The sequence below is a fragment of the Candidatus Symbiopectobacterium sp. NZEC151 genome (assembly GCF_025962655.1).
Taxonomy (GTDB): domain Bacteria; phylum Pseudomonadota; class Gammaproteobacteria; order Enterobacterales; family Enterobacteriaceae; genus Symbiopectobacterium.
Genome location: NZ_JAGFPE010000002.1, coordinates 65,485 through 81,803 on the forward strand (window position 1 = coordinate 65,485; position 16,319 = coordinate 81,803).

A 16,319-nucleotide genomic window follows, 5' to 3' on the forward strand; every position below is an offset into this window, starting at 1 on the left:
CTGTGCGACATCGTTTATTCACGTTGTTGCTGGGGTTGGCGGTGCTGGTCACCGCTGGCTGCGGTTTTCATCTGCGTGGCACCACACAACTGCCCAGCGAATTGAAAGTATTAACGCTGACCAGTAACGATCCTTTTGGTCCGTTGACCCGGGCCATTCGCGATCAGCTACGTGCCAGTGATGTAAGAATCGAGGACGACGCCGCGCGTCAGGATATCGCATCCCTGCGTATTCTCGGCTCCACGGAAACCAGAGACACCGTCTCTATTTTTCAGGACGGGACCACCGCAGAGTACCAACTGGTACTGACCGTTCAGGCGCAGGTGTTGTTGCCGGGTGAGGATATTTATCCACTCTCGGTCACGGTGTTCCGCACCTTCTTTGATAACCCGCTCGCGGCGTTGGCAAAAGACGCGGAGCAGGACATTATACGTAAGGAGATGCGCCGCCAGGCTGCCGAGCAGTTAGTGCGTAAACTGGTGACCATCAACGGCAATGATGAGGTGAAAAACCGCCAGCAACGTGCCGCCGCCATCAGCGCCAACAACGGGCGTTCATGATCCGTATCTATCCGGAACAGCTTGCTGCGCAGCTCAATGAAGGGCTGCGCGCTTGCTATCTGCTGTTCGGCAACGACCCACTGTTATTGCAGGAAAGCCTGGACTCGCTGCGCCATCGCGCGCGTGAACAGGGTTTCACCGAGCATTTCAGCTTCACACTCGATCAAAGCACCGATTGGGATGCCATTTTCAGCGTATGTCAGGCACTCAGCCTGTTCGCTTCACGACAGAGCCTGCTGCTGCAACTGCCGGAAAACGGCCCGAACGCCGCCATGGCAGAAAATCTGGTCAAACTGGCTGGGCTGCTGCATCAGGACGTACTGCCGATTCTACGTGGCAACAAGCTGACCAAAGCGCAAGAAAACAGCGCCTGGTTTAAAGCATTGTCGCAACACGGCGTGATCGTCAACTGCTTAACCCCGGAACAGGCGCAATTACCGCGCTGGGTAGCGCAGCGTGCCAAGCAGCGCAACCTGCAACTGGATGATGCTGCCATACAACTGCTGTGTTACTGCTACGAGGGCAATTTGTTGGCCTTGATGCAGGCGCTCGAGCGGCTCGCCCTGCTCTATCCTGACGGCAAGCTCACGCTGCCACGCGTTGAGCAGGCGGTAAACGATGCCGCACACTTCACGCCGTTTCACTGGCTGGATGCGGTGCTGGCAGGCAAAAGCAAACGCGCCTGGCATGTGTTGCAACAGTTACAGGCTGAAGACAACGAACCCGTGATTTTGCTGCGCACACTCCAGCGTGAGCTGACGCTGTTGGTGACCTTGCAGCGCAACATGGCGACGACACCGCTACGCACCCTGTTTGATCAGCACAAGGTGTGGCAAAACCGACGCACGCTGCTCACTCAGGCACTCCAGCGGCTGAACGCACTTCAGTTGCAGCAGGCCATGCACCTGCTGACACGATTGGAACTGACGCTAAAACAGGATTATGGCCAATCCATCTGGCCGGAAATGCAAACGCTGACGCTGTTGTTGTGCGGCAAAGCGCTTGCGCCGGGTATGGTCAACGCCGATGAATAGCCCTAATCCCGCTGAACTGATCGCCTACTTCGGCGGCACCTTTGACCCCATCCATTATGGACATTTGCGTCCGGTCACCGCATTGGCGGATGAGATCGGGTTAACGCGCATCACGCTGATGCCCAATAACGTACCGCCCCACCGCGAACAACCTGAAGCCACAGCACAACAGCGAAAACACATGGTGGAACTCGCCATCGCCAAGACGCCGTTATTCAGCGTGGATGACCGCGAATTGCAGCGCATCACGCCGTCTTACACCATTGATACCATGGAGATGATTCGCGCAGAAAGGGGCGATAACACTCCATTGGCTTTTATCATCGGCCAGGATTCACTGCTCACATTACACGCTTGGCACCGCGGGCAAGACCTGCTCAAGGTATGCCATCTGTTGGTCTGCGCGCGCCCAGGTTATCGCACCGTATTGGATACGCCAGAACAGCAGGCGTGGCTGGAAGCGCACAGCGTTGAAAATGCGGCCGCCCTGCACGCGCAGCCGCACGGATTGATCTATTTGGCGCACACGCCGCTGGTCACCGTTTCTGCCACGGATATTCGCCAGCGCCGCCAGAAAGGTGAGCCCTGCGACGATTTGGTTCCCCCTGCCGTGCTGCATTTTATGGATGCTCACGACTTATACCGTTAACCCGCTTCCCACGTACCACTCTCTCATCGGGCATGCTATACTCCGCCGCTGGTTTTTCAGTCCAGTAAAAAACGGTAAAGCGCGTTTCTATGCCACACCATGTGCCGCAAAATGGACCGTTAATACCCTGAAACACCTGCGGTGCGTCATGCATGTACACGTAACCTTTTTTATCCCCCCGGAGCGCATTTCTCCGGTTGAACCGCCAGGCAGGAGGAACCTTTGCAAGGCCAAGCACTCCAAGATTTTGTTATTGATAAAATAGATGATTTAAAAGGCCAGGATATCGTTGCGCTAAACGTGCGTGGCAAATCCAGCATCACAGATTGCATGATCATCTGCACCGGTACATCCAGCCGCCACGTCGCGTCTATCGCCGACCATGTGGTACAAGCCTCGCGCGCCGCCGGGATGATCCCGCTGGGTGTTGAAGGTGTGCAAAGTGCGGACTGGGTGGTTGTCGATCTCGGTGATGTCATGGTGCATGTGATGCAGGAAGAAAGTCGTCACCTGTACGAACTGGAAAAGCTGTGGAGCTAGCATGAGGCTGCAACTGGTCGCCGTTGGCACCAAAATGCCGGACTGGGTGCAGACAGGTTTTACCGATTATCTGCGGCGTTTTCCCAAAGACATGCCCTTCGAGCTCACAGAGATCCCTGCCGGTAAACGGGGGAAGAATGCGGATATCAAACGTATTCTCGAGCGCGAAGGTGAACTGATGCTGGCGGCAGTGGGCAAAGGTAACCGTATTGTGACGCTGGATATTCCCGGTACACCGTGGGAAACCCCGCAGCTTGCCAGCCAGTTAGAACGCTGGAAACAGGACGGGCGTGACGTCAGCCTGCTGATTGGTGGCCCGGAAGGGCTGGCACCCGCCTGCAAAGCGGCAGCCGAGCAAAGCTGGTCACTGTCACCGTTAACGCTGCCGCACCCGCTGGTGCGCGTATTGGTGGCCGAGAGCCTGTATCGGGCGTGGAGCATCACCACCAATCACCCTTACCATAGAGAGTAAGACTGTCCGATGAAACACACGAAATAGTTGCCGGATGAAAACAGAACATAAACCCTTTCGTGATTATTCGGCGGAATCCGCCCTTTTCGTACGTCGTGCTTTAGTGGCGTTCATCGGCATTTTGCTGCTTTCCGGCGTGCTGGTGACCAATCTGTACCATTTACAAGTGGTACGCGTTGATGACTACCGCACACGCTCGAATGCAAACCGCATCAAGCTGGTGCCCATCGCGCCCAGCCGCGGCATCATTTACGATCGCAACGGCATTCCTCTGGCGCTCAACCGCACCATTTACCAGCTTGAGCTGGTGCCGGACAAGGTTGATAACCTGCAAGATACGCTGGCTGCTCTGAAACCCATCGTCAATCTCACTGACGATGATCTGGAAAACTTCGAGAAAGAACGCAAACGCTCACGCCGCTTCACCTCCATCCCGGTCAAAACCGCCTTAAGCGACGTTGATGTCGCCCGTTTTGCCGTCAACCAGTACCGTTTTCCCGGCGTGGAAGTCAAAGGCTATCAACGCCGCTATTACCCGTATGGTTCCGCCCTTACCCATGTCCTCGGCTACGTATCAAAAATCAATGATAAAGACGTAGAGCGACTGAACAAGGAAGAAAAAATTGCCGATTACGCCGCCACGCGCGACATCGGGAAACTGGGCATTGAGCGCTATTACGAAGATATTCTGCACGGCAAACCCGGTTATGAAGAGGTGGAAGTCAATAACCGTGGTCGCGTCATCCGTCAATTGCACGAGCAGCCGCCGCAGGCGGGTCAGGACATCTACCTCACTATCGATCTTAACCTGCAAATCTACGTTGAAAAACTGCTGGAAGGCAGCCGGGCAGCGGTGGTGATTATCGATCCGCGCGATGGCGGCCTGCGCGCGCTGGTTTCCACCCCGAGCTACGATCCCAACCTGTTCGTTGATGGCATCTCGACCAAAGACTATCGCGCGCTGCTGAATGACCCCAACAAACCGCTGATCAACCGCGCCACGCAGGGGTTGTATCCTCCCGCGTCGACGGTGAAACCCTATATTGCCGCCTCTGCGTTAAGTGCCAATGTGATTACCCCCACCTCCTCGCTGTTCGATCCCGGCTGGTGGCAGTTACCGGGCTCAGAAAAACGGTTCCGCGACTGGAAAAAATGGGGTCATGGCCGGTTGAACGTGACCAAATCGCTGGAAGAATCTGCGGATACCTTCTTTTATCAAGTCGCTTATGACATGGGTATCGATCGCCTGTCTGAGTGGATGAACAAGTTTGGCTACGGGGAATATACCGGTATCGACCTGTCAGAAGAGCGTTCCGGAAATATGCCAACCCGCGAATGGAAGCAAAAACGCTTCAAACGTCCTTGGTATCAAGGAGATACCATTCCGGTCGGCATCGGTCAGGGATACTGGATTGCCACGCCGATTCAAATGGCGAAAGCGCTGACCACGCTTATCAACGATGGCAACGTCAAAACACCGCACCTGCTGTATAGTGCCCGCAATAGCGGCATCGTAGTGCCTTACCGTCAGCAAGAAGTGTCGCGACTGAGCGATGTGCGCGCCAGCTACTGGGAAATCGCCAAAGACGGAATGTACGGGGTTGCTAACCGTCAGAACGGCACGGCACACAAATATTTTGCCGATGCTCCCTATAAGATCGCGGCAAAAACCGGTACTGCACAGGTATTTGGCCTGAAAGAAAATGAGACCTACAATGCGCATAAAATCGCCGAACACCTGCGCGACCACAAACTGCTGACGGCATTTGCACCTTATAACAACCCCAAAATTGCCATCTCCATCGTGTTGGAGAATGGCGGTGCCGGCCCCGCCATCAGCGCCTTGGTACGCCAGATGCTCGACCACATTATGCTGGGCGATAACAACACCGAATTGCCCGATGCGCCACCGAGCGCACCCGGTTCTGAAAGCGAGTAACCGCCGCCATGACTGAAAGCCAACAAAAAAGATCGATTTGGACCAAGATTCATATCGATCTGCCCTTCCTGCTGTGTATCCTGGCGCTGCTGGGGTACAGCTTATTCGTGATGTGGAGCGCCAGCGGCCAGGATATCGGCATGATGGAGCGTAAAGCGGCACAGATAGCCATTGGGCTTGCCGTGATGATCGTCATGGCGCAAATTCCGCCGCGCGTTTACGAAGGCTGGGCGCCCTATCTCTATATCGTTTGTGTCATTCTGTTGATCATGGTGGATGTGTTCGGCCAGATCAGTAAAGGCGCGCAGCGCTGGCTTGATCTTGGCTTTATCCGTTTTCAGCCGTCAGAAATTGCCAAAATTGCCGTGCCGTTGATGGTGGCGCGTTTTATTAACCGTGATATGTGTCCGCCGTCGCTGAAAAACACCGGTATCGCCCTGATCTTAATCTTTTTGCCAACCCTGCTGGTGGCGGCGCAACCCGATCTGGGGACGTCAATTCTGGTCGCGGCATCAGGCCTGTTTGTGCTTTTTTTAGCGGGCATGAGCTGGCGACTGATCGCCGTGGCGCTGATGTTGGTTGCGGCGTTTATTCCCGTGCTCTGGTTCTTCCTGATGCACGATTACCAACGCGCCCGCGTGATGATGCTGCTCGACCCGGAAAGCGATCCGCTAGGGGCGGGCTACCATATTATTCAATCCAAGATTGCTATCGGCTCCGGGGGCTTGTCTGGCAAAGGCTGGCTGCAAGGCACCCAGTCACAGCTTGAATTCCTGCCAGAACGCCATACCGACTTTATTTTTGCCGTATTGGCAGAGGAGTTGGGGTTGATTGGGGTGCTGATTCTGATCGCCATGTATCTGTTTGTTATCATGCGCGGTCTGATGATTGCCGCCAATGCCCAGACCTCGTTCGGCCGGGTGATGGTCGGCGGCCTGATTCTCATTCTGTTTGTCTATGTTTTTGTTAACATCGGTATGGTGAGCGGCATATTGCCCGTGGTTGGGGTGCCACTCCCGCTTATCAGTTACGGCGGCTCGGCGTTGGTGGTGTTGATGGCAGGATTTGGCATCGTGATGTCAATCCACACGCACCGTAAGATGCTCTCGAAAAACTTATAAAGTGAGGTAAACACATGCGTAAGGACTGGCTTTGGGTCAGCATCGTCACCGTGATGCTCGCAGCCTGTACCACCACGGAAGCCCCGCGAGCACCGATTACGCCGACCCCGGCTTATAGCGGTCCGGTGGAAGAGATTGGCGGAGCCGAGCCGCGTTACGAGCCCTATAATCCGGGCACGTTGCAGGATTACACCGTCAAGGGAAAAACCTACAAGGTTGTCCAGAATGCGCAGAACTTCTCCGAGGTTGGTCTGGCAACCTGGTATGGCGCTGAGGCCAACGGAAACCGTACGTCTATCGGCGAAATCTTCGATCCCAACGCTATTACCGCTGCGCACCCGACGCTGCCATTACCCAGCTATGTCCGCGTGACCAACCTGAGCAACGGCCGCCGTCTGGTGGTTCGCGTGAACGATCGCGGCCCGTATACGCCAGGTAGAATCATTGACCTGTCCAAGGCGGCAGGCGATCGCCTCAATATCTCCAATAACACCAAAGTGAAAGTCGAAGCGATCGTGGTCGCGCCGGATGGCACGCTATCTGGGCCGGGCACCATTGGCACTGCCGTTGCCAAACAAAGTTTCGCCCTGCCCGATCGCCCGAGCCTCGGTGCCAGCGGATTGGGTACGCCGATGATGGAAACCAGTGCGCCGACAGCCATCGCCAGCAGGCCCGTCAGCAACAGCGCCCTCGGGGTGCAAAATAACAGCGACATGCCAGCCAGCAGCACCAGTGCGCGCCAAAGTGGGTTGCTGGGTGCCCCCACTGCCCTGCGTTCTGGCGTATTGGAAGAGACCCATGCCGCTACGCCGGTTACCAGCACACCGGCAACGGCAACCACGGCAGCACGCCCGCTTGCAGTGACATCCACAGCAACACCGATTGGCAACACTAACGGACGCTATCTGGTGCAGGTCGGCGCGCTGAGCGACCCACAGCGCGCACAAACCTGGCTGAAAAGCCTGAGCGAACGCTTCCGCGTAACGGGGAAAGTGTCGCCCAGCAACGGGTTGTATCGCATTCAGCTCGGACCCTTTCCAAACCGCCAACAGGCCACTGACCTTCAGCAACGTTTGGCAACGGAAGCGCAGCAGCACGCCTTTGTGACGGCGGCAGACGCGCAATAATCCTCTCGCCCCCTGCCCGCCCGCGGTTAAGGTGCGGGCAGGGGATGTTACGCTATTCTGCTTTGGCAAAATCAAGTAACGGAATGTCTGGTGCCGCGCTATAGTGCATCTGCTATAGTACGGCTCGTTTTTAACTTCACTCCACGGATGTTGTAGTTCCAATCATGAATATTGTTATCACGTCTCGTTTCACCCTAGGTACAGCGCTGGGCACGCTGCTTGCCGTCAGCGTTGCCACATCGGCCCATGCGGAAGACGTCAATCTCAAGACGATGATCCCCGGCGTACCACAAATCGACGCCGAGTCGTACATCCTGATTGATTACAACTCTGGCAAAGTGTTGGCGGAAATGAATGCCGATGCGCGCCGCGATCCCGCCAGCCTGACCAAAATGATGACCAGTTATGTTATCGGGCAGGCGCTGAAATCCGGCAAGATCACCCAAAATGACATCGTGACCGTCGGTAAAGACGCCTGGGCAACCGGTAATCCGACCTTCCAGGGATCGTCGCTGATGTTCCTGAAACCGGGCGATCGCGTGCCGGTTTCACAACTCAGCCGCGGCATCATTCTGCAATCGGGTAATGATGCCTGCGTGGCGATGGCAGATTACGTGGCGGGTAGCCAGGATGCCTTCGTTAACCTGATGAATAACTATGTGAAAGCGTTGGGGTTGCAGAACACCACGTTCCAGACCGTGCACGGCCTGGATGCGCCGGGGCAACACAGCTCTGCGCGCGACATGGCGCTGATTGGTCAGGCATTGATTCGCGATGTGCCGGATGAGTACGCCATTTACAAAGAAAGAGAGTTCACCTTTAACAACATCAAGCAGATGAACCGCAACGGTTTGCTGTGGGACAGCAGCCTGGCCGTTGACGGTATCAAAACCGGCCACACCAATGCGGCAGGCTACAATCTGGTTGCATCGGCGACCGAAGGTCAGATGCGTTTGATCTCGGTAGTGATGGGTGGACGCACCTTCAAAGGCCGCGAAACCGAGAGCAAAAAGTTGCTCACCTGGGGTTTCCGTTTCTTTGAAACCGTTGCTCCGCTGAAAGCCGGCAAAGAATTTGCGTCTGAACCTGTCTGGTTCGGTGACAGCGACAGGGTTTCCCTGAGCGTGGAAAAAGATGCCTATCTCACCATCCCGCGCGGCCGGATGAAAGATCTGAAAGCCAGCTATGTACTCAATAATACCGAACTGCACGCACCGCTGAGCAAGAACCAGGTGGTTGGTACCATCAACTTCCAGTTGGATGGCAAAACCATTGAGCAGCGCCCGCTAGTGGTGATGAATGAAGTGAAAGAAGGGGGCATTTTTGGCCGCCTGTTTGACTACATTCGCCTGATGTTCCATCGCTGGTTGGGCTAAGCCCTTGGGTTAGCCTTTTTTGGCCCCATATTCAGAGATGATTACTCCCGCTGCGGCGGGAGTTTTACCTTAAATAATTCGAGTTGCAGGAAGGCGGCAAGCGAATGAATCACGATGAGCTTACTCAGGTAAGTGATTCGGGTGAATGAGTGCAGCCAACGCACCCGCAGCTTGAAGTATGACGGGTATATACTTTATGTTGAACCAAACGCTAGTGAACAGCGACGATCAGCATGGGCACCGATCCATCTGGAGAACACATGAAAACCAAACTCAATGAACTGCTCGAATTTCCCTGCTCATTCACCTATCGGGTGATGGGGCACGCGCAGCCAGAATTGGTAGACCGCGTTGTCGAAGTGGTGCAACGCCATGCGCCGGGTGACTATAGCCCGCAGGTCAAACCGAGCAGCAAGGGCAATTACCATTCGGTATCCATCACCATTACGGCCACCCACATTGAGCAAGTCGAGACGCTCTATGAAGAGCTGGGCGCTATCGATATCGTGCGCGTCGTGCTGTAAGGGCTTGACCCCTGCTTGACCGGATAATCGCGGGAAAATGTGCATCAGCGCTGTTCGATGGCGCTTCCCGCGACTATAATCGGCTCCATTGTTTTCCTTAACCTGAAGATTACGATTTTGCTACAGGATAAGATCATCGTGCGTCAGCTTGGCGTACAACCCTATGAGCCCGTTTCATTGGCGATGCACCGGTTTACCGATTTGCGTGACACACAGAGCGCGGATGAACTCTGGTTGGTGCAACACCCCCCCGTTTTTACCCAAGGCCAGGCTGGCAAAGCAGAGCATCTGCTTACTACCGGCGATATTCCGGTAATTCAGAGCGATCGCGGCGGCCAGGTAACCTATCACGGGCCGGGCCAGCAAGTGATGTATGTGCTGATGGATTTAAAACGCCGAAAAGTGGGTGTGCGGGAACTGGTCACCGCCATTGAAAATACCGTGGTCGGCACGCTGGCGCAGTTCGGCATTGCCGCGCATGCTCGCGCCGATGCGCCGGGTGTCTATGTGCAGGAGTCCAAAATCTGTTCACTCGGGCTGCGCATTCGCAGAGGCTGTTCTTTCCACGGGCTGGCACTCAACATCAACATGGATCTGACACCATTCCTGCGCATTAACCCGTGCGGTTATGCGGGCATGGTGATGACGCAGGTCAGTCAGCAAGCCCCCGGTGTGGCGGTGGCAGATGTCGCCCCGGTGTTGGTAACCACCTTTATGCAACAGCTAGGTTACACGCAACAAGCGCCGCTGGTATGGGATTGGGCCACTCAGGGTGCCCCCGCACCGCAGGGTATGTCGGCGTGAAATCGCGCCGTTGGGTTTATGCCTATCGGTGCCAAATCACATTCCGTTTACATTATTTATGCATTTGTGCGACGTAAAGGCTGAATGTCAGCCAGCAAAGATGGTATAATTTTTATAGATTTTAAAAAAAAGTTTAACTAGAAACATAATCCATTGAATCATAAGGTTTAAATTATGATTCAACCTGTGATTCAGAACTGGAACCTGGCTATCATGAGTAAACCGATTCAGATGGAACGCGGTGTCAAATACCGCGATGCAGACAAAATGGCACTCATCCCGGTGCGCACCGTCGTCACTGAGCGGCAGGAGCTACTGCGTAAGCCTGAATGGATGAAAATCAAGTTACCTGCCGATTCCAGCCGTATTCAGGGCATCAAGGCGGCCATGCGCAAAAATGGCCTGCACTCCGTGTGTGAAGAAGCCTCCTGCCCGAATCTGGCCGAATGTTTCAACCACGGTACCGCAACCTTCATGATTCTGGGTGCGATTTGTACCCGCCGCTGTCCGTTCTGCGACGTGGCACACGGCCGCCCGGTAACGCCCGATGCCAATGAGCCAGAGAAACTGGCACAGACCATTCATGACATGGGGCTGCGCTACGTGGTTATCACCTCCGTAGACCGGGATGACCTGCGCGACGGCGGCGCACAGCACTTCGCTGACTGTATCGCCGCTATTCGCCGTAAAAACCCGCATATTCGCATTGAGACGCTGGTGCCCGATTTCCGCGGCCGAATGGATAAAGCGTTGGATATCCTGAACGTGACGCCGCCAGACGTGTTCAACCATAACCTGGAAAACGTACCGCGCCTCTACCGTCAGGTACGCCCTGGTGCCAACTACGAATGGTCATTGAAGCTGCTTGAAAACTTCAAAGCCTTGCATCCCGAAATCCAGACCAAATCCGGCCTGATGGTTGGGTTGGGAGAAACCAATGCCGAGATCGTTGAGGTAATGCGTGACCTGCGCCGCCACGGCGTCACCATGTTGACGTTAGGGCAATATTTGCAGCCGAGTCGTCATCACCTACCGGTGAAACGCTATGTGAGCCCGGAAGAGTTCGATGAGATGAAAGCCGAGGCGATGGCGATGGGCTTTACCCACGCAGCCTGCGGCCCGTTCGTGCGCTCGTCGTATCACGCCGATCTGCAAGCGAAAGGGATTGAGGTCAAGTAAGCACGCAGGGTGTAACAATATTTAGTTACACATTGAAGGTGTTGCTGGTATATCTCGTGCAAAAGGGCGGCCACCGGGCCGTCCTTTTTGATAACGCCGATTAATCCTTGTTATGACGAATTTCACCGGCAGGCGCTGTGTCGTCCCCTGCGGTAGTCGGTTTCACTGACTGATCGTCATTCATCGCTTTCTTAAAGCCTTTGATTGCTGCCCCCAAATCACCGCCCAACGAGCGCAGTTTATTGGTGCCGAACAGTAAAACAATCAGTGCGCCAATCACCAACAGCTTGGCAATGCTAATACCTTCCATCACACACCTACCTGATTACGAATACTGGAATACCAGCGAAAAAATACCGATATTGTTTATTTATGCCTACTACAGCGCGAACACAACATCCATTTGTAACAAAATTAGACCCTACTGCTGATACGTCTATTGCCAGTGCTTGAATCCAGATACCTATCCCCGCTACACTGTTTTTGTCACATGGAGATGGCATTCCTCCCTAACCGCCTTTTGGGCTGATGATGCCTACGTACGCCTCAGAGCAGGCGCGTAGGAGTCTGCCCGCTCTGTATCACTTTCAGCGTCAAATAATGCACAACTCGAGGTCATTATGTGGATGATGTTTCTTGCCGTGTTTATCGGCGGCGGAGCGGGAAGCGTTGCCCGTTGGGCACTGGGAATGCGCTATAACACCACCGCGGTGTCAGTGTTGCCTTTAGGTACGCTAATGGCAAACCTGATCGGGGCTTTCGTCATCGGCGGCGCACTCGCCTATTTTTCCCGTCATGCGGAGTTGCCATCGCATTGGAAGCTGCTGATAACCACCGGACTGTGCGGCGGATTGACCACATTTTCCACCTTCTCGGCGGAGACGTTCCTGTTTATCAATCAAGGCCAACTCTCAGCGGCTGCCATCAACATTCTATGTAATCTGGCGGGTTCACTGCTCATGACGGCGCTGGCATTCGCACTGGTTAACGGGATGGCATCCTGAAAACAGGATAAAAAAAACCCGCCGTGAGGCGGGTTTTCAAGAAATCGGTATTATTAAATAGCGATAACGTTAGCCGCAGATGGGCCTTTAGCACCGTCAGTGATTTCAAACTCTACGCGCTGACCTTCAGCCAGAGTTTTGAAGCCATTGCTCATGATTGCAGAGAAGTGTACGAATACATCTTTGCTGCCGTCTTCCGGAGTGATGAAACCAAAACCTTTGGACTCATTGAACCACTTAACGCTACCTTTAATCTTAGACATCAAACTTACCTTTAACATGAATGAAAGACACAAAATGTGTGTCCGGTACAGTACAGCAATTAGTAACGCATTTGTCCAGTTGAACTTGGATAAAAAGTGATGAAAATCGCTAAATAAGCGCTCCGATTTACCAATAGTTTGAAATGGGGCACCTTTGTTACCGTTTTCTCCCTACACACTGTGTCGGGTAACCGTAAATGACCCACAGGATAAACGAACAATGAAAACCCTTGGATTGATTGGCGGCATGAGTTGGGAATCCACCGTGCCCTACTACCGTCTCATTAATGAGCGCGTTCAACAGCGTCTGGGGGGCTTACACTCAGCGAAACTGATACTGCATAGCGTAGATTTTCACGATATCGAGCAGCTTCAGGCGCAAGGCGCATGGGCGCAGGCCGCACTGCAGCTTTCTAAAATAGCCATCGGGCTAGGTCAGGCAGGTGCAGAAGCGATTGTCATCTGTACCAACACCATGCACAAGGTGGCCGATGACGTTGAAAGCGCCAGTCAATTGCCGGTAGTGCATATCGCCGATGCCACTGCCAACAGCCTGAAACAGCATGGCATGACGCGCGTTGGCTTATTGGGGACCCGCTATACCATGGAGCAGGAATTTTACCGTGGTCGCTTACAGGAGCGCCACGGCATTGATGTCATCATTCCGCAGCCCGATCAGCGCGATGAGATCAATCGGGTCATTTACGACGAGCTGTGCCGCGGCGTATTGAGCGACCGTTCACGGCAGGCGTTTCGCCTTATTATCGACAAGCTTGCCCAGCAAGGTGCTCAGGGGGTGATCCTCGGCTGTACCGAAATTCCCCTTTTAATCCAGCAATCCGATACGAAAATTCCCCTTTTTGATACCAGCCACCTACATGCCATCGCCGCTGCGGACTACGCATTAGAAAATAACTAATTGATATATATTCATAAATAAGGTAATCATTGTTTTAAATCACAATTTCCTGACTAAAACACTCAAGATTTCCTCATTTTAGCCATGAAAAAAGGCAGTCAGAACGTTCTGACTGCCTTTGCATTGGGTGGAATGTTGTTCCTGGTTCTGTACTCAAATCTATCAATGGGAAAAACTAGGTAGCCGATAATTATTTTTTACGTAGCATTTCTTCAATGAAGTCTTTCCAGTGACGCACTTCTACTTCTATCATCATGTCCCCCTGGTGGTTAACTGCGGCCATTATACGCCCACTTTTTGACCAGCGAAACGTTTTCCTGTCGAATAAAAAGCGAACAAGATCCCATTCTGCGCAGATTGCATCGGTGGATCTCCCGGCCATTTTTCGGCATGCTGACATATCCACATGCCGCCTTAGTGGCCTCCCGATGAGAAAGGACTGTTATCACCATGACGCTGATGATGTACGGTATCAAAAACTGCGATACCATCAAAAAAGCACGACGCTGGCTGGAAGCGCATCAGGTTGCCTATCAGTTTCATGATTACCGTGTTGATGGGTTAGAGCACGCTCAGTTAACCGCCTTTATCCGCCTTGTCGGTGATTGGCAACCGTTGATCAATACGCGCGGTACCACCTGGCGTCAGTTAAGCGACGCTGAGCGCGCCGCCGTCACCGATGCCGAAAGCGCCTGCGCCCTGCTGCTGGCTCATCCTGCCTTGATCAAACGCCCGCTGCTGGTGAGCGGGGAGCGCGCCCTGTTAGGCTTTAATGCCGAAAGTTACCACGCCTTTACCGCGGAGAAAGAGTGAGATGTCCTGCCCCGTACTGGAACTTGCACAACAATTGATTAAACGCCCGTCGCTCAGCCCGCGCGATGAAGGGTGTCAGGCCCTGCTGATTGAACGTCTGAAAGCGGTGGGCTTTACCATTGAAAAAATGGATTTCGGCGATACCGAGAATCTCTGGGCATGGCGCGGTGAAGGCAAAACGCTGGCGTTTGCCGGGCATACCGACGTGGTGCCGAGCGGCGATGCCAGCCGCTGGCAGCATCCACCGTTTGAACCCACCCTGCGCGATGGCTTTTTGTATGGGCGCGGCGCGGCAGACATGAAAGGATCGGTTGCAGCCATGGTGGTGGCCGCCGAGCGGTTTGTACAGGCCAATCCCCATCATCAGGGCCGTCTGGCGTTTCTGATTACCTCAGATGAAGAAGCCAGTGCGGTGAACGGCACGGTGAAGGTGGTTGAGGCGTTAATAGCCCGTAACGAGCGCCTGGATTACTGTCTGGTGGGCGAACCCTCCAGCACCAGCAAACTGGGCGATGTGGTGAAAAACGGGCGCCGTGGCTCTATCACCGCCAATCTGACCGTGCATGGCGTACAAGGCCACGTTGCCTATCCGCATTTGGCCGACAACCCGGTGCATCGCGCCATGGAAGCTCTGAATGAATTGGTGGTCACCGAATGGGATCAGGGCAATGCTTTCTTTCCTCCCACCAGCATGCAAATTGCCAATATCAATGCGGGCACCGGCAGCAATAATGTGATCCCCGGCGAGCTGGTGGTGCAGTTTAATTTCCGCTTTAGCACCGAGTTGACGGACGAGGTGATCAAAGCGCGCGTCGCCGCCCTGCTGGATCGCCATCAGCTTAACTACACGCTGAACTGGAATCTCTCCGGCCAACCGTTTTTAACCCCGCCAGGAGATCTGGTCGATGCCGTGGTGACCGCCGTTGAGCATTACAGCGAAATAACCCCGGAGTTGCTGACCAATGGCGGTACCTCGGATGGGCGCTTTATCGCGCAGATGGGCGCACAAGTGGTGGAGCTTGGCCCGGTAAACGCCACCATCCATAAAGTGGACGAGTGCGTCAGCGCCGCCGATCTGCAACTACTGAGCCGTATTTATCAACGCATTATGGAGCAGCTCATCGCATGATGACGCACGCCATGCTCACGGGGAAAACCCGTGAGCACCTTGTCCCGCTCGGTGAGGCACACAGCCTGCAACCGGCCGCCCTCGCCGCCTTTACTGGCTTACAGCAGGCGGCTGCACGTGATGGCTTTAATCTACAACCCGCCAGCACCTTTCGTGACTTTGCCCGCCAGCGCCACATCTGGAATCAAAAATTCGACGGCGAGCGCCCGCTGCTGGATAAAAACAGCCAGCCGCTGGTGGCGGCAACGCTTCCCGTGGCGCAACGCTGTGCCGCGATATTGCGTTGGTCTGCCCTGCCGGGTGCCAGCCGCCATCACTGGGGTACCGAGCTTGATATTTACGATCCGTCACGCCTGCCTCAAGGGGCTCGTCTGCAGCTGGAGCCGTGGGAATATCAGGCGGGCGGCTATTTTGCTGAACTAAGCGACTGGCTCACGGCGCATATGGCGCAGTTCGATTTTTACCGACCCTTTGCCCACGATCGCGGCGGCGTTGCCGTGGAACCCTGGCACATCAGCTACCAGCCCTTGTCCAGACCGGCAGCCCAACAGTTGACGCCAGAGGTTATTCTGGCGGCCTGGCAACATGAAGATATCGCGGGGGATGTCTGGTTACGCCCGAATCTGCCTGATATTTTTTCCCGCTTTATCACGAATATCGATGAGGATTGAACATGTCCTGGCTGGCTGATTACTGGTGGGTGATTCTGATTATTCTGGTTGGCATGGTGATTAACGGCATGAAAGAACTGAGCCGCCTCGACCATAAGCGCTTCCTCAAGAATAAACCGGAGTTGCCTCCCCACAGAGACAACAACGCCGAGTGGGATAAGGAAGATGACTGGCCGGAGAAAAAGCCCTGAGGCA

At 54.5% G+C, this 16,319-nt stretch carries 20 protein-coding genes and 1 riboswitch; of the genes, 18 read left to right on the forward strand and 2 right to left on the reverse strand.

Annotated features, from left to right (window positions below; translation table 11 throughout):
* The first annotated feature begins 2 nt into the window (after positions 1-2).
* The 12 genes from lptE to lipA all read left to right on the forward strand — a co-directional run bounded on the left by lptE (position 3) and on the right by lipA (position 11,325).
* Positions 3-560 carry an LPS assembly lipoprotein LptE gene (gene lptE / locus J5067_RS08345; RefSeq protein ID WP_264645021.1) on the forward strand — a complete coding sequence of 186 codons (558 nt, stop codon included), beginning with the start codon at positions 3-5 and terminating at the stop codon, positions 558-560.
* Complete coding sequence (holA, locus tag J5067_RS08350; RefSeq protein ID WP_264650884.1) at positions 557-1,594, forward strand: DNA polymerase III subunit delta; 1,038 nt, start codon at positions 557-559, stop codon at positions 1,592-1,594. The genes lptE and holA overlap by 4 nt, the downstream gene beginning before the upstream one ends.
* Positions 1,587-2,243: a nicotinate-nucleotide adenylyltransferase gene (gene nadD / locus J5067_RS08355; RefSeq protein ID WP_264645019.1), complete on the forward strand. Its 657-nt coding sequence runs from the start codon at positions 1,587-1,589 to the stop codon at positions 2,241-2,243. Before holA ends, nadD begins: the two co-directional genes overlap by 8 nt.
* 222 nt (positions 2,244-2,465) lie before the next feature.
* On the forward strand, positions 2,466-2,783 hold the full coding sequence (rsfS, locus tag J5067_RS08360; RefSeq protein ID WP_264645018.1) for a ribosome silencing factor: 318 nt from the start codon (positions 2,466-2,468) through the stop codon (positions 2,781-2,783).
* Between the two features lies 1 nt (position 2,784).
* Positions 2,785-3,255, forward strand: a complete 471-nt coding sequence (gene rlmH, locus J5067_RS08365) for a 23S rRNA (pseudouridine(1915)-N(3))-methyltransferase RlmH (RefSeq protein WP_264645017.1) — start codon at positions 2,785-2,787, stop codon at positions 3,253-3,255.
* Between the two features lie 34 nt (positions 3,256-3,289).
* The gene (gene mrdA, locus J5067_RS08370) at positions 3,290-5,194 is read left to right on the forward strand and encodes a peptidoglycan DD-transpeptidase MrdA (protein ID WP_264645016.1); all 1,905 of its coding nucleotides are present in this window, start codon (positions 3,290-3,292) and stop codon (positions 5,192-5,194) included.
* 8 nt (positions 5,195-5,202) lie between these two features.
* On the forward strand, positions 5,203-6,315 hold the full coding sequence (gene mrdB, locus J5067_RS08375; protein WP_264645014.1) for a peptidoglycan glycosyltransferase MrdB: 1,113 nt from the start codon (positions 5,203-5,205) through the stop codon (positions 6,313-6,315).
* Positions 6,316-6,329: 14 nt separating this feature from the next.
* Positions 6,330-7,442, forward strand: coding sequence for an endolytic peptidoglycan transglycosylase RlpA (rlpA, locus tag J5067_RS08380; protein WP_264645013.1), 1,113 nt, complete (start codon positions 6,330-6,332; stop codon positions 7,440-7,442).
* Between the two features lie 164 nt (positions 7,443-7,606).
* Positions 7,607-8,818, forward strand: a complete 1,212-nt coding sequence (gene dacA, locus J5067_RS08385) for a D-alanyl-D-alanine carboxypeptidase DacA (protein WP_264645012.1) — start codon at positions 7,607-7,609, stop codon at positions 8,816-8,818.
* 260 nt (positions 8,819-9,078) lie between these two features.
* A complete protein-coding gene (gene ybeD, locus J5067_RS08390; protein ID WP_252319101.1) occupies positions 9,079-9,342 on the forward strand; it encodes a DUF493 family protein YbeD in 264 nt (87 codons plus the stop codon).
* Positions 9,343-9,450: 108 nt separating this feature from the next.
* Positions 9,451-10,146: a lipoyl(octanoyl) transferase LipB gene (gene lipB, locus J5067_RS08395; protein WP_264645092.1), complete on the forward strand. Its 696-nt coding sequence runs from the start codon at positions 9,451-9,453 to the stop codon at positions 10,144-10,146.
* 213 nt (positions 10,147-10,359) lie between these two features.
* Positions 10,360-11,325, forward strand: coding sequence for a lipoyl synthase (lipA, locus tag J5067_RS08400; RefSeq protein ID WP_264645091.1), 966 nt, complete (start codon positions 10,360-10,362; stop codon positions 11,323-11,325).
* 100 nt (positions 11,326-11,425) lie between these two features.
* On the opposite strand, the gene tatE is transcribed toward lipA, so the two are convergent.
* Positions 11,426-11,635 (reverse strand): twin-arginine translocase subunit TatE, encoded by a 210-nt coding sequence (tatE, locus tag J5067_RS08405; RefSeq protein WP_264645090.1) that lies wholly within the window; start codon positions 11,633-11,635, stop codon positions 11,426-11,428.
* A 173-nt stretch (positions 11,636-11,808) separates the two neighbouring features.
* Positions 11,809-11,870: riboswitch (Fluoride riboswitch) on the forward strand.
* A gap of 75 nt (positions 11,871-11,945) precedes the next feature.
* Between tatE and crcB the strand changes: the two genes are divergently transcribed.
* Positions 11,946-12,329 carry a fluoride efflux transporter CrcB gene (gene crcB / locus J5067_RS08410; protein WP_264645011.1) on the forward strand — a complete coding sequence of 128 codons (384 nt, stop codon included), beginning with the start codon at positions 11,946-11,948 and terminating at the stop codon, positions 12,327-12,329.
* Positions 12,330-12,382: 53 nt separating this feature from the next.
* Here the strand turns inward: crcB and cspE are convergent, their stop codons facing one another.
* Positions 12,383-12,592, reverse strand: coding sequence for a transcription antiterminator/RNA stability regulator CspE (gene cspE, locus J5067_RS08415; protein ID WP_222159976.1), 210 nt, complete (start codon positions 12,590-12,592; stop codon positions 12,383-12,385).
* Positions 12,593-12,812: 220 nt separating this feature from the next.
* Between cspE and J5067_RS08420 the strand changes: the two genes are divergently transcribed.
* The 5 genes from J5067_RS08420 to J5067_RS08440 all read left to right on the forward strand — a co-directional run bounded on the left by J5067_RS08420 (position 12,813) and on the right by J5067_RS08440 (position 16,315).
* Positions 12,813-13,511, forward strand: a complete 699-nt coding sequence (locus J5067_RS08420; protein ID WP_264645010.1) for an aspartate/glutamate racemase family protein — start codon at positions 12,813-12,815, stop codon at positions 13,509-13,511.
* A 450-nt stretch (positions 13,512-13,961) separates the two neighbouring features.
* Positions 13,962-14,324, forward strand: a complete 363-nt coding sequence (locus tag J5067_RS08425) for an ArsC family reductase (protein WP_264645009.1) — start codon at positions 13,962-13,964, stop codon at positions 14,322-14,324.
* 1 nt (position 14,325) lies between these two features.
* A complete protein-coding gene (gene dapE, locus J5067_RS08430; RefSeq protein ID WP_264645008.1) occupies positions 14,326-15,453 on the forward strand; it encodes a succinyl-diaminopimelate desuccinylase in 1,128 nt (375 codons plus the stop codon).
* Positions 15,450-16,124: a M15 family metallopeptidase gene (locus J5067_RS08435; protein ID WP_264650885.1), complete on the forward strand. Its 675-nt coding sequence runs from the start codon at positions 15,450-15,452 to the stop codon at positions 16,122-16,124. The genes dapE and J5067_RS08435 overlap by 4 nt, the downstream gene beginning before the upstream one ends.
* A gap of 2 nt (positions 16,125-16,126) precedes the next feature.
* On the forward strand, positions 16,127-16,315 hold the full coding sequence (locus J5067_RS08440; protein ID WP_195314740.1) for a YpfN family protein: 189 nt from the start codon (positions 16,127-16,129) through the stop codon (positions 16,313-16,315).
* Positions 16,316-16,319: the final 4 nt, after the last annotated feature.